The sequence below is a fragment of the Actinosynnema sp. NPDC037264 genome (genome assembly GCF_055603705.1).
Genome location: NZ_JBVJVK010000008.1, coordinates 184,384 through 197,596 on the forward strand (window position 1 = coordinate 184,384; position 13,213 = coordinate 197,596).

At 71.2% G+C, this 13,213-nt stretch carries 13 protein-coding genes; 7 read left to right on the forward strand and 6 right to left on the reverse strand.

Translation table 11 applies throughout. The features are described 5' to 3' along the window. The first annotated feature begins 249 nt into the window (after positions 1-249). From ACZ7GX_RS12915 to ACZ7GX_RS12940, 6 genes are all read left to right on the forward strand, one after another. Positions 250-2,430 (forward strand): MMPL family transporter, encoded by a 2,181-nt coding sequence (locus tag ACZ7GX_RS12915; RefSeq protein WP_498776017.1) that lies wholly within the window; start codon positions 250-252, stop codon positions 2,428-2,430. 193 nt (positions 2,431-2,623) lie between these two features. Continuing rightward, positions 2,624-2,827, forward strand: coding sequence for an MbtH family protein (locus ACZ7GX_RS12920; protein ID WP_498776019.1), 204 nt, complete (start codon positions 2,624-2,626; stop codon positions 2,825-2,827). 1 nt (position 2,828) lies between these two features. Beyond that, positions 2,829-3,773: an ATP-binding cassette domain-containing protein gene (locus ACZ7GX_RS12925; protein ID WP_498776021.1), complete on the forward strand. Its 945-nt coding sequence runs from the start codon at positions 2,829-2,831 to the stop codon at positions 3,771-3,773. A 328-nt stretch (positions 3,774-4,101) separates the two neighbouring features. Next, on the forward strand, positions 4,102-5,352 hold the full coding sequence (locus ACZ7GX_RS12930; RefSeq protein ID WP_498776024.1) for a cation:proton antiporter: 1,251 nt from the start codon (positions 4,102-4,104) through the stop codon (positions 5,350-5,352). Next, positions 5,349-5,858, forward strand: coding sequence for a flavin reductase family protein (locus ACZ7GX_RS12935; protein WP_498776028.1), 510 nt, complete (start codon positions 5,349-5,351; stop codon positions 5,856-5,858). Before ACZ7GX_RS12930 ends, ACZ7GX_RS12935 begins: the two co-directional genes overlap by 4 nt. An 83-nt stretch (positions 5,859-5,941) precedes the next feature. Next, complete coding sequence (locus ACZ7GX_RS12940) at positions 5,942-6,532, forward strand: hypothetical protein (protein ID WP_498776031.1); 591 nt, start codon at positions 5,942-5,944, stop codon at positions 6,530-6,532. Positions 6,533-6,546: 14 nt separating this feature from the next. Here ACZ7GX_RS12940 and ACZ7GX_RS12945 read toward each other — a convergent pair whose 3' ends face one another. From ACZ7GX_RS12945 to ACZ7GX_RS12965, 5 genes are all read right to left on the reverse strand, one after another. Then, positions 6,547-7,440, reverse strand: a complete 894-nt coding sequence (locus tag ACZ7GX_RS12945; RefSeq protein ID WP_498776034.1) for a hypothetical protein — start codon at positions 7,438-7,440, stop codon at positions 6,547-6,549. A 235-nt stretch (positions 7,441-7,675) separates the two neighbouring features. Beyond that, the gene (locus ACZ7GX_RS12950; protein WP_498776038.1) at positions 7,676-8,752 is read right to left on the reverse strand and encodes an LCP family protein; all 1,077 of its coding nucleotides are present in this window, start codon (positions 8,750-8,752) and stop codon (positions 7,676-7,678) included. Then, positions 8,749-9,252, reverse strand: coding sequence for a SigE family RNA polymerase sigma factor (locus ACZ7GX_RS12955; RefSeq protein ID WP_498776039.1), 504 nt, complete (start codon positions 9,250-9,252; stop codon positions 8,749-8,751). The genes ACZ7GX_RS12950 and ACZ7GX_RS12955 overlap by 4 nt, the downstream gene beginning before the upstream one ends. A 764-nt stretch (positions 9,253-10,016) precedes the next feature. Then, positions 10,017-10,571 carry a DUF6315 family protein gene (locus ACZ7GX_RS12960; RefSeq protein WP_498776041.1) on the reverse strand — a complete coding sequence of 185 codons (555 nt, stop codon included), beginning with the start codon at positions 10,569-10,571 and terminating at the stop codon, positions 10,017-10,019. A 2-nt stretch (positions 10,572-10,573) separates the two neighbouring features. Continuing rightward, a complete protein-coding gene (locus ACZ7GX_RS12965) occupies positions 10,574-11,254 on the reverse strand; it encodes a hypothetical protein (protein WP_498776043.1) in 681 nt (226 codons plus the stop codon). 163 nt (positions 11,255-11,417) lie between these two features. On the opposite strand from ACZ7GX_RS12965, the gene ACZ7GX_RS12970 reads away from it, so the two are divergent. Beyond that, on the forward strand, positions 11,418-12,362 hold the full coding sequence (locus tag ACZ7GX_RS12970) for a hypothetical protein (protein WP_498776045.1): 945 nt from the start codon (positions 11,418-11,420) through the stop codon (positions 12,360-12,362). Between the two features lie 318 nt (positions 12,363-12,680). On the opposite strand, the gene ACZ7GX_RS12975 is transcribed toward ACZ7GX_RS12970, so the two are convergent. Next, positions 12,681-12,941, reverse strand: coding sequence for a hypothetical protein (locus ACZ7GX_RS12975; RefSeq protein WP_498776047.1), 261 nt, complete (start codon positions 12,939-12,941; stop codon positions 12,681-12,683). Positions 12,942-13,213 lie beyond the last annotated feature (272 nt).

Consider the following 13,213-nt stretch of genomic DNA (forward strand, 5'->3'; position numbering starts at 1 on the left):
GCCCTTGGGGTTGGGGGGGGGGGGGACCCTCCCCCCCCCCCCCCCCCCCCCCCCCCCCCCCCGCCCCCCCCCCCCCCCCCCCCCCCGCGGCGGGGCTTTCGCTTGTCCGCTGCGGGGATCCGCACCAGGGGGTGGGGACAGCCCTACCCCGACCCGGTGGGCACCACCAGTGTCCGCCCGGTCACGCGGCGGAAGGATTCGAGGCACAGTGCCACAACGGAGGAGTTGAGGGTCGTGGGCAGCGCGCCGGTGACCGTGTCAATCGCCAAGTGGAGCGCCACTCATCCGTGGCGCGCGATCATCGGATGGCTCGCCTTCGTCGCGGTGTGCGTCGCCGCGGGGGCCATCGTCGGCGTCCGTGACGCCTCCAGCGAGGACTACCGGGTCGGCGAGGCGGGTCGCGCCGAGACCGTGGCGGCCGAGGGCGGGCTGGTGGACCCGATCGTGGAACGGGTGCTCATCACCTCGCCGTCCGGGCCGCTCGACCAGGCTGCCGCCGACACCGCGGCGCGCGAGGTCGCCGACCGGATGCGGGCCCTGCCCGAGGTGTCCTCGGTCGGCGAGCCGACGCGGTCGCCGAACGGCGACGCGGTGCTGGTCGAGGTGACCATGACGGCCGCGGACCGCACGGCGATGGAGCAGGTGGCCGCGCTGCTGGAGCAGACGGCCGCGGTGCGCGGCGCCCACCCGGAGCTGGTGGTCGAGCAGACCGGCGGCGTGTCGATCGACGTCGGCATCGACGAGCAGCTGGCCGAGGACCTGGCGTTCGCGGAGCGGCTGACGCTGCCGGTCACCCTGCTGATCCTGCTGGTCGTGTTCGGCGCCCTGATCGCGGCCGGCGTGCCGGTGCTGCTGGGGTTGTCGTCCGTGGTGACGGCGATGGCGCTGTCGGCGGTGGCCTCGCACGTGTTCCCCGACGCGGGCGCGACGAAGAACGTGATCCTGCTGCTGGGCATGGCCGTCGGCGTGGACTACTCCCTGTTCTACCTCAAGCGGGAACGCGAGGAACGCGCGCGCGGCGGTGGCCGGGTCGACCACGTGGCCGCGGTGGAGCTGGCCGCGGCGACCTCCGGTCGGGCCATCGTGGTGTCCGGGCTGGCCGTCATGGTCTCGATGGCCGGTCTCTACCTCGTCGGGGACGTGGTGTTCTCGTCCCTGGCCACCGGCTCGATCATCGTGGTGGCGGTGGCGGTCGTCAGCTCGCTGACCGTCCTGCCCGCGCTGCTGGCCAAGTTCGGCCGCTGGGTCGACCGGCCGCGCGTGCCGCTGCTGTGGCGGCTCACCGGGCGCGGCGAGGGCCGGGTGTGGCGCCGGGCGCTGGAGCCGTCGATGCTGCGGCCGGGGCGGACGCTCCTGATCAGCACCGGCGCGATGCTGCTGCTCGCCCTGCCCGCGCTGGGCATGGAGCTGGGGTTGCCCGGCAACGACACGCTGCCCAAGCAGGTCGAGGAGATCCGCACCCACGACCGGATGGTGGCCCTGTTCCCCGGTGAGGGCGCGCGGCACGTGGTCGTGGTGCGGGCCGACCCGGCGCGGGCCGCCGAGGTGGCGTCGGCGCTGGACGGGCTGGCCGCGCGGACGCAGGGCGACCCGCTGTTCGCGCCGGGGGCCGCCGAACGGGTGTCGGAGGACGGCCGGGTGACCGTGCTGGAGCTGCCGATCCCGTTCTCACCCGAGTCGCCGCGAGCCGAGGAGTCGCTGGCGAAGCTGCGCGGCGAGCTGGTGCCCGCGGCGGTGGGCGGGTTCGAGCACGCGGTCTCCGGTGACGTCGCGCGCAACGTGGACACGGTGGCGCACCAGTCCGACAAGCTGCTGCGGGTCGTGCTGTTCGTGCTGCTGCTGACCTTCGTGATGATCGTGGTCGCGTTCCGCTCGGTGGTCATGGCGCTGCTGACGATCGCGCTCAACCTGCTCGCCACCGCGGCCACGTTCGGCGTGCTGGTGCTGGTGTTCCAGCTCGGCTGGGCCGAGGACCTGCTGGACTTCACCTCCGGCGGCTTCATCGTGTCGCGGGTGCCCCTGTTCCTGTTCGTGATCCTGTTCGGGCTGTCGATGGACTACCACGTGTTCGTGCTGAGCCGGGTCCGCGAGGTCGCGCGGACCGGCGTGCCGTCGTGGCAGGCGGTGCGCGAGGGCATCACGAGCTCCGCCGGCGTGGTGACCAGCGCGGCGGTGGTGATGGTGTCGGTGTTCGTCAGCTTCGTGTTCACCAGCCTGCTGGAGATGAAGCAGCTCGGCCTGGGGCTGGCGGTGGCCGTGGTGCTGGACGCGTTCGTGATCCGGCTGCTGGTGCTGCCCTCGGCGATGCGCCTGCTGGGCCGGGCGGCGTGGTGGCCCTCGACGTTGTCCCGCCGGTCGGACCACTCGATGGCGGGCCCGGTCGGCGAGCAGCGAGCGCAGTCGCACGAGGAGGCGCGCTTGCCGCGCTGAACCTCGTGGACGGGGGATGGCCTCCCGGGTCGTGACGTCGCCGGACGGCGCGCACGGCCCGGGAGGTCCCGCGCGTCGTCGGCCGGACGTGCCGCGCGGGGCCGGTCAGGTATCCGTCAGTGCGCTGTCAGCGGTGTTGACCAGTATCGGGAGCACCCGAGGCCGACGCCGGCGACGCGGACGGAGTACTGACGTGGTGAACCCCTTTGACGACGAGGACGGCACGTTCCTGGTGCTGGTGAACGACGAGGGCCGGCACAGCCTGTGGCCGACCTTCGCGGACGTGCCCGCGGGCTGGACCATCGCGCTCGACGCGGGTCCGCGCGCCGCCGCGCTGTCCTATGTGGAGCGGAACTGGACCGACATGCGGCCCGCGAGCCTGCGCGAGGCGGGCTGACGTGGACGCCGCGATTCGCGTTGAGGGACTCAAGAAGACCTACAAGGGCACCGAAGCCCTCCGCGGTGTCGACCTGACCGTGAAGCCGGGATCGGTGCTGGGCCTGCTGGGCCCCAACGGCGCCGGCAAGACGACCGCCGTGCGGGTCATGGCGACGCTGCTCGCGCCGGACAGCGGGCTGGTCGAGGTCGCCGGCTACGACGTGGTGAGCCGGCCGGGGGAGGTGCGCCGGCGGATCGGCCTGGCCGGGCAGTACGCGGCGGTCGACGAGCTGCTCACCGGCCGGGAGAACCTGACCCTCGTCGGCAAGCTCCTGCACCTGGGCGGCAAGGGCGCCCGGGACCGCGCCGCGGAGCTGCTGGAGCGCTTCGACCTCGTCGCGGCGGCCGACCGGCCGGTCGGCACCTACTCCGGCGGCATGCGCCGGCGGCTCGACCTGGCCGGCTGCCTGGTCGGCCGGCCGCAGGTGCTGTTCCTGGACGAGCCGACCACCGGGCTGGACCCGGCGAGCAGGCAGTCGCTGTGGAACACCGTGCGCGGCCTGGTCGCCGACGGCATGACCGTGCTGCTGACCACCCAGTACCTGGAGGAGGCCGACTACCTGGCCGACCAGGTCGTGGTGATCGCCGACGGCCAGGTGATCGCCGACGGCACGCCGGACGAGCTCAAGCGCAAGGTCGGCCAGGAGTGGCTGGAAGTGGCCGTCGCGCTGCCCGACCGGGTCGCCGCCGCGGTGGCGGTGCTCGCGCCGCTGGCCGTGGACGAACCGGCCGCCGACCCGGTCAAGGGACTGGTGAAGCTGCAACTGCGCGACGGCATGGACGGCATCGCCGCCGCCGCCGTCGCCCTCCGGGACGCGGGGGTGGACGTCGCCGACTTCGCGCTGCGCCGCCCGACCCTCGACGACGTGTTCTTCAACCTCGTCGGCCACCAGCCCCAGGGCTGACCGCCGACCACCGGGCACTGACCGCCGGGCACCGGACGGCTGAGCACACCACCCGCCGAGCACCGGCCGCCGGGCACCGGATGGCTGACCGCCGACCACCGGACGGCTGAGCACTGACAGCCGGGCACCGGGCACCGAGTCGCGGCGGCCGAGCGCGGCCGCCGGGCACCGACCTCCGCGGCGCCGACGTCCGAGGCCCGACCGCGAGAGGCGCCATTCACCGATCGGGAAGGGAACCTGCCGTGACCATGCGCATCCCCAACTTCGCGGGCAGCCGCGCGCTGTCGATGACCAGGCACGACGTCCACGGGTCGCCGGGGGCGCGACCATGACCGACCTCCTGTTGCGCGTGGGGCACGTGGCCGCCGTCCTGGCGGTCGTGCTGGTCGCGGCGTACCTGGGCCGGGTCGCGGCACGCGCCGCGCGGCAGCCCGAGGTCGTCGGCGAGATCCTGGCGGGCATCCTCGTGGTGCCGGCGGTCCTCGCGGTCGGCGGGGCGCCGACCCTCGCCGCGGTGCTGCCCACCGGCGTGGTGAGCCCGTTGAAGGTGATCGGCCAGGTCGGCCTGGTGCTGTTCCTGGTCGGCGTGGCCCACGAACTGCGGCACGGCGGCTCCGGCCTCGGCGCCCGCGCGGTCGGCTGGGTGACCGCGGGCTCGTTCCTGCCCGCCCTGCTCACCGGCCTGGTGATGGCCGCGTGGGTGGTCTGGGTGGCCGACCCGGACCTGCGCGGCGACGCGCCGGCGCCCGCGCTGGTGCTGATGGTCGCGGTCGCGTTGAGCGTGACCGCCGTGCCCGTGCTGGCCCGCGTGCTGGAGGACCGCGGCCTGGTGGACAGCCCTGCGGGCAAGCTCGCCATGGCCGCGGCCGTGGTCACCGACTCGGCGGCGTGGGTGCTGCTCGTGGTGGCCGTCGGCATCTCCGGCGGCCTCGTGGTGTCCCTGGTCCTGGTCGCCCTCGGCGTCACGGTGACCGTCGTCGGCCGCATCCTGCTGCGCGGCCGCGTGCCCATGTCGGCGGCCGAGCGCTTCCCGCGCGCCGCGGGCGTCGCCGTCGCCGGGTTGGCGCTGCTGGTGGCGTTCCAGTTCGAGCACTGGGGCCTGACCGCCGTGTTCGGCGCGTTCGTGGTCGGCCTCGCGATCCCCGGCGGGGCGTGGGCGAAGGCCGTGCGGCCCGTGATGTCGTTCGGCAGGCTGCTGGTGCCGGTGTTCTTCGTGGTGGCGGGCATGGGCGTGGCGAACGCGCCGCGCGGCTCGGTGCCGTGGACCGCCATCGCCGTCGCCATCGCGCTGGCCGTCGTCGGCAAGGTCGGCGGCGGCTACCTCGGCGGGCGGTTGGCCGGTCAGGACCGCCGCACGGCGGTGACGGTCGGCGTGCTGGTGAACACCCGCGGGCTGACCGAGATCGTCGTGCTGCAGGCCGGGTACAGCGCCGGACTGCTGTCCGTGCAGCTGTTCCTGGCCCTCGTGGTGATGGCGTTGGCGACGACCGGCATGACCGGTCCGCTGCTCTCGCTCATCGAACGCACCAGCGCCCCGAAGCCCGTGCCGGTACCCGAGTTGCCCGGGAGCAGGTCATGACCCAGTCGCTGCCCGCGATCGAGATCGCGGAGTTCCGCACCCTGATGTCGCACTTCCCGACCGGTGTCGCCATCGTCACCACGACCGGCCAGGACGACTCGCCGCGCGGCATGACCGTCTCGTCGGTGTGCAGCGTGACGTTGTCGCCGCCGACGCTGCTGGTCTGCCTGCGCAACGGCAGTCCCACCCTGGACGCGGTGCTGGCCCGCGGCGCGTTCGCGGTGAACTTCCTGCACGGCGACGCGAAACCGGTGGCGGAGCTGTTCGCCTCCGGCGCGCCGGACCGGTTCGACCTGGTCCCGTGGCGCCTGCCGGCGAGCGCGGGCGGACCGCACCTGGTGCGGGACGCGCACGCGGTGGCCGACTGCAAGGTCAGCCGGACCGAGGCCGTCGGCGACCACACGGTGGTGTTCGGCCAGGCGTTCCAGGTCTCGCGCGAACAGGGCCGGCTGCCGCTGCTCTACGGGATGCGCGAGTACCAGGTGTGGCGGCCCGACCAGAGGTAGGGCCAGCCCTACCGGCAGTTGGAGAACCGCGATCGCCCCGGCGGCCCCTGCCACCGGGGCGATCGCGCATTAGCCTCGGGAACGTGGTCCGGTTATCGCCAGTCATCACCAGGTCCGCACCGGAGGACTTCGACCTGTGGCCGGTGTCCGGCGACGGCGGCTGGCTGCACCTGGACGGGACCGTGGGCCAGGACGAGGTCGGCGCGGTGCTCTGCACGATGTACCTGCACAGCGGCGGCCGGGACGCGCGCACCGCGGCCGCGGCGGTGCACGAGCTGATCGGCTTCGACACCCTGTACGGGCGCGGCGGGCTGCTGCTCGACGGCGGTGGCGGCGTGCGCGCCGAACCCGGTGGCACGGACCTGTTCGAGTGGCGCACGTGGCTGCACGCGCTGCACCGCGCGCCGGTCGACCTCGGCCACCCGCCCGCGCCGTGGGTCGAGTACGTCGGCGCGGACGTGGTCCGCGTGTGGGTGGACGAAGGACGCGACGTGCCGCACGTGGACCTGTCCCGGACCGCGCTGCCCGCGATGCTGCGCGCCGCGCAGCGCGACCTGGTCGACTTCCTCGGCCCGCTGCGCAGCTGGGCGGGCGTCCACTCACCCCACCAGGCGGAACTCCTGGTGGCGAGCGTGGACGCCGGCCTGCAGATCACCGAGCCGTTGCCGCTGTAGCGGGCGCGGTCCGATCAGGCGTCCGCCCGTCGGGTGAAGTAGACCTTCCCGTCCGGGTGGCGCGTGAACGCCATGATCCCGGTGGCGTAATCGGTGACCGCCAACCCGTTCGTCTTGACGGCGCCGGAGACGAGGGTCCAATCGCCTCCCGAAGCGGTCGACTTGCAGCGCAGGTTGTCGGCCAGGTCCGCGGCGAACGCCAGCGATTTGCCGCGCGGCACGGCCGGTGCTCGTTTCGACAGCAGTGCCGGCTGTATCGCCGACCACGGGGCCGAATTGTCCACCGTGCCGTTCACGATGAAATGCGGCATGTGGTAGAGCTGACTGTCCTCGCCCCGGCGGACCAAGCTCAGCTCGTCGCCGAGGCCGGGGCGGAAAGCGGCTACCTGCTGATCGCTCTTGCCCGGTGCGCTGAGGAATTTCGGGACGGTCCACGACGTGGGCGAACCGTTGCCGCCCTTGCCCGTGGCCCGCAGCCAGCCGATCGACCCGTCCAGGGCGGCGGTGAAGAAGACGTACAGGTGATCGGTGGTCAGGCCGCCCTGCGGGAAGTCGACGGCGCACGGCCGGCCGCTGTTCTGGGTGCCCGGCACGAAGCTCCACGTCGGGAAGGTCCCCTGCCAGCGGGTGTTGCTGTAGATCGAGAAGTTCGGGGTCATGCCGAACAGGTGCAGGCCGTCCTCCCAGCTGACCGCGCTGAGCGACACGACCTGCTGCCCGGCCGCCACCGGCTGCCAGGCGTCCCACGATAAACCGGCATCACCCGATCTTGTCCAGTGCGCTTGCTTCGCGACGCCGTCCACGGCGAAAAGATATACTTTGTTGAAGTGGTCCACTGCGGCCAGCGCATTGTTTCCCGCGCCGTTCGGCTGATTTCCGGGCACGACTGCCCAGCCCGTCCAGGCCACGATGATCTCCTTGGGCTACCGGGGTAATCGGAATTCGCCCGTGTGACTCTGCCAGAGCTGTCGGTGGGTGTCGTCCTCGGAACGAGTGAAGCGAAGTCCTCGTTCAGCGGCAGGAGCGCGTCGTCGACCTGTCGTCGTGCTCGGCGGCGACCACCGTCACCGCCGAGCACGGGATCACGACCATCCGGTTCCGGGGGTCCCGCCCGCGACCCGGTGGACGTCCGTGGTGGACGCGCTAGCGCACGCAGTCGCCGTCCTGCGGCGTGCGGCCGGGCTTCTGGGTCTCCGTGGCGGGCAGCGGCACGGAGAAGCCGCCGGTGGGAGCGCCGGTGGCGCCCTCGGCGAAGAACCCCGCCAGGAACTCCCGCACCGCGGCCGGGTCGACCGACAGGGCCTGGCCCTGCTCGGAGTCGACCACCTCGCCGAGCGGGACGATCGCGGTCCGCACGGTCGGGGTGAGCCGCGCGGCGAACTCCACCAGGTTCCACCCCGGGTCGACGCGCAGGTGCCGCGCCGCCACCCGTGCCAGGTCGGCGACCTGCGCGGGGTCGCTCGCGACCACCTTCTTCGCCAAGGCGCGCAGGAACGTCTGCTGCCGCACGATCCGGTCCAGCTCGCCGTTCTCGAGGCCGTGGCGCTGCCGCAGGAACGCCAGCGCCTGCGCGCCCGAGAGCGACTGCGGCCCGGCGCGCAGGTCGGCGCCGGAGAGCGGGTCGCGCGACGCGCGCTTGAGGCAGACCTCGACGCCGCCGACCGCCTCGGACAGCGTGCTGAACGCGGCCATGTCGACCGCCGCGTAGTGGTCGACCTCCACGCCGGTCAGCGCCTCGACGGTCCGGGTGAGCGACTCCACGCCGGCCTCGTCGCCGTCACGCCCCTCGGCCTCGGCCGCCTGGTGGGCCCGCGCGTACGCCGAGTTCAGCTTCCCCTGGCCCACGCCGGGGATGTCGACCAGGGAGTCCCGGGGCAGCGACGCCGCGCTGACCACGCCGTCCGCGCCGACGCGCGCCAGCACGACGGAGTCGGTGTTCGCCGACCCGTCCAGGCCGATCAGCAGCACGGTCTGCGCGGTCGCCGGCGGTGCGGCCGGGTCGACCTGCGACGGCGCCGCGCTCCGGTCCACGGCCAGCGGCACGATCACCGCGACGGCCGCGGCGACGGCGGTCAGCCCGGTCGCGGCGAACAACGCGAGGGGACGCCGCCGGGACCGCGCGCCGTGCAGGTTCGCCAGCACGGTCCGGTGGTCGACGGCCTGGTCGGCCTCGGCCGCGATCGCCTCGCGGATGAGGGCTTCCTGCCGGGTGTCGGTCATCGCAGCACCTCCGAGGGCGTGTTCTCGTTGACCCGCAGCGTGTGCAGCGCGCGGGAGATGTGGCTGCGGACGGTTCCCTCCGCGCAGCCCAGGATTTCGGCGATCTCGGCGTCGGTGCTGTCCTCGTAGTAGCGCAGCACCAGCGCGGCCCGCTGCTTGCGCGGCAGCACGGCGATCCGGGCGCGCATCTCGTCCCGTTCGGCGTGGCGCACGGCCGGGTCGGCGACCGAGGGCGCGAGGTCGTCGAGCACGACGTGGGTCGAGGACACGTCCCGGGCCGCCCGGCGGCGGCGCCACGACAGGTACTCGTTGGTCACCATCCGCTTGACGTACAGGTAGGGCACGTCGACCGCGCCGATCCGCGCCCACTTCTGCCGCGCGCGCAGCAGCACGTCCTGGACGATGTCCTGGGCCAGGTGCTTGTCGCACGTCAACGCCGTGGCGTAGCGCAGCAGTCGATCAAGACGCTCGGTGACGAACTGGTCGTAGTCGGCCGGCACGTCGCCCCTTTCCTCCGCTGTCGGTTTCCGTTGCGGACGGGAAACCCTTCAGAGGACGTCTCACGTTGAGCCACTCGGGTGTGATCTCCGACACATGTCGTCCATCGCCCCTCATTCGGGTTGGTCGGGATCGAGGGACGGGCGTCCTGTCGAAGATCAACGCGCACCTGCCGGACGACCTGGCCGAGCAGGTCGAGGAGGCAGGTGTGCCGTGTCGGCCGTGAGCCGCTGAGCTGTGGAGTAGACCGTGAGGCGGATCGGCACGATCAGACTGGACGAACCGGCCTCGCAGAACGCGGCGGGGTCCGCGGCGCTCACCCAGCCCGCGGGCACCGGCTTGGTGGGCGACGCCGCAGGACTACTCGACCTGAGGCGCGAACAGATCACCGAGCAGCGGAGCCTGATCGCCGTCGGTTACGCCGTCACCTACCTGCTCGGCACGGTCCTGTGCGCGCTGCTGTTGGCCAAAGCGCTGCTGCGGCCGGTCGGCTGCTGGCCGCAAGAGCGCCGAATGGCCCCAAGGAGTTGGACGTGCACGGAGACGACCCCGGTCTCGGCCGGTGTACTGCGGGTAGTGCTGCGTTCACCGTCGTGTGCCCCGACGTCACCGGAAGAGCATCGCCGAGTTCGAGCGCGCCAAGCCGACCACGGCCGCCGCATCTGCATCACGCGCGTGCGGCGGACGTCTCGTAGAGGGCGACGTGGTGGTGGTGCACGCGGCGGGGTGCACGGAAACCGGGGAAGTGATCTCCGTGCGCCCCTGGCTACCACCTCACACCCACGTCGGGCACTTCGAAGACGCAGAACGCGCCAGGCTCGACCGGTAATCCTGTGGGCACGACGCACCACGACGCACTCGCTGCAGGGCGTTCCAGGACCTGAACCACCTGCTCCAAGACCAGCAGGAGTACGCGGGCCTCCTGGCCTGGCGCAAGAACCAGCAGGAACGTCCCGTCGCCGAGTCGGTGCCGAAGCACCGCACCGACCCGTGTAACCGCGTTCATGTCGTCCCACACGACTTCCACCCCGCGGTCCGACAACCAGTCCAACGCATACTTGACCTGAAGTCGTGCGACGACGTCGTCCGCCGTGCGTACGGTGTCAACCTCGACCAGCAGTCGTTCCAACTCGTCGCGGTCATCGTCTGCACGCAGGTAGGCATGGGCCGTCACCGCCGCGCACACCGCGCACTTGCGCCACACCAGACACCGGGGGTAGCTGTAGGTGTCGAAGATGTCCCAGTCGTCAGGTGCCTCACCCCACGATTGCCACGTCGACGTTCGCCGTACGTTTCCGCATTCGCAGCACAGCGCGGACACGGTTACGGAACCGGTTCCATGAACCGACCGGCTTCCACCCGTTTCTGCCCTGCGAAGGTGATCAGCACGCTGTCGCCGGCGCAGTGCACCAATGCCTTGGCTTCCAGCGTCCGCACTGTTCGTCGCAGGTTGGCGCGCATGCCCTCCGGCATCCACTTCTGCAGTTCGACGAACCGGGCGCCCGCCGACCCGACGTGGTAGAGGAGTACGAGCAGGTGGTCCCCCGCACGCAGGTCGGCCCGCAGCACCTTCGGTTGGTCGCCGAACACTTGTACGGTCGGCAACTCCCGTGTCACCAGAGAGTCCACCATCTTCTGGGCCACGTCGGGCGACACGTTTCCGCTCAACCGGACGAACTCGGCCAGCGCCCCTGGCTGATGAAGATCCGTGGCGACGGCACGCCGTCCGAGCCCGTGCCGGTCGCCGTGGCGGAAGTATCGGAAGGCACGGAGGGTGTGCTCGGCATCAACCCGCACACCTCCCCGAGCCACTGGTAGGCCCGCTGCATCGACTCTCGGTCCAAGACCTGCGAACAATTGGTAGGAGTTCGCCATGGCCCGCAACTCCGCGAATCGGCTCCCGGTGCCGTCGTCGACGCCTCCGGGCAGCGAGTGTGCCTCGTGCTCGGTGTTGGTCGGCAAGGGTTCGATCAAACCTAGGTGGCGATCTTCGATGTTGCTCATCATGCGGTCCTCGTCCTCTCGGGTCCGAAGCGATGTTGACGAGACGAGTGAACAAGGCGTTTGTCGCCGTTATGTCGCCGAACGGCCCGGCGATGAGCCCAACGGGTGATTAATCGCAGGGCTGACCTGCGGAGCTCACTCGTTCGGGTAACCATTGGCGCGGATGGCGGGCACCGTGGTGACCTGGGAGGCGGAGACGGTGAGCTTGCGGAAGTCGAACGTCCACGACACCTGCGCGTTGCTCTGCTCGCTGCTCCTGCGCGACGGGTACCGCGAGGTGTGGGAGAAGTACGCCGATCGGACGAGTGAGGGGCTCAACCAGGCCGCAATCGCCCGCGTGCTCGCACGGCAGAAGGTGAAGAATGGTGAGCTCAGTGAGCGGCGCCAGGAGTCACATCGGATGGTCAAGGACGTGATATCACGCATGGTGCGCCGGGAACGGCTCACCGGAACTACCCTCGCGCTGTTCGTCCAGGCGTTCAGGATCAATGAAAATGACGAAAAGCGGCTGTGGCGCGCATTTACCGGGATTGTGTTCCCGGCCGAAATTGCGAATACTATTCGCTGTAAGCCGCGCCTAGCGGTCCCGCAGTGTCATCGAACGATTTCTGTGTTCGAGAGATATACGATCGATCCGCGAGGTGTGCCGCTTTCTCGCAACGTCAGGCACGCCATCCGGGCGGTTGAGGACGGCGTAGGGTCGTATATCTTCGGCCACGAGCGAGCGGTCGCGGCCGTCACTGTGCGGCACGGCGGCGTCGCGGGACCACAGCACGAGTACGGCGACGGGCTACTCGCCACCGAGATCATCCTTGATCGCCCGTTGCGCAACGCCGAGGCGACCGCACTGGAGTACGAAGCGACTTACCCGGCAAACATCGAGCCGTTCACCGAGGTGCGTCGGCTCGTGTGCGCCAGGGCCGAGCACGTCGATATCGGCATCGAGTTCACCGGACAGCTTCCAGGGCAAGCATGGTGGTGCGTCTGGGCCGATCCCAATCGCGGGCGACCAGTCCACGAGGAGGAGATCGACTGCCGGAACGGCTCGATCCGGAAGTTCTTCCCCGCGCTCGAGAACGCCGTGGCGGGCGTGAGGTGGCGTTGTTGACCGAGTCGTGGACGCCGAACACCGGACCGTCAGGACGTAGCGGTAGCGGGCTCCCCGTACAAGCGCCATGCCACGCGGCCGCCGGTGGCACGCGGTCAGAAGACGGTCAACCGGGACACGCCCGCTGCGAACGCGCCGTGTCGCTGCTCAACGGGAGGAAGGTCCAGGGCAAGGCGGCGTCGTGTCTGTACTCGTTGACGAGTCCGCCGAGGATGCGGGTGTGGCGCGGTCCGCGGGTGTCGAGGTTGTGTGCTCCGGTGGGTGCTGAGCTTCGGGGTGGTAGCTGGTCACGGGCTTGGTGGGGTTCGGGGTCGGTTGTTAGTGGTCCTCGTAGGTTGCGAGGCCCCGAGGCGGCGCACTGGTGATGGCGCACGGATCATCGGACTGGATGACGGCGTCGAACGCCTTGCCGTACTTGCCGTCGCGGTCGCTTAGCAGGAAGCGCAAACTCCGTCGGGCTTCCGAGGTCGACGGCGAGGTCTGGTCTGTCGCGTCGTCGATGCCAGGGTCGAGTGGGCGGTACGGGTGCCGGGTGTGGTGTTCGAGGAACGCCGGCGCGTCGAGGCGTGTGTCGAGCACGGTGTCGAGGTGGAGGAAGTCCGCTGCGGTGATGTTGTGGGCCTGGGCGGTGAGGAACTCTTGCCAGGTCGGGCCGCTTTGTCGTGGTGTCGGGTCGATACCCGCATCGTGCGGAACCTGCCAGACCGTCGAGACGGCGATGTGGTGGCCGGTTCACCTTGGATCCGGCGGTGATTCCCCTGCGGGTTCTGGCGAGTCACGGGATGAGCGTTTTGAGCGCGGACCCGGCCCTGCGAGTTGCCGACGGAGGACGGTGCCCTCCTGTGGCAGCA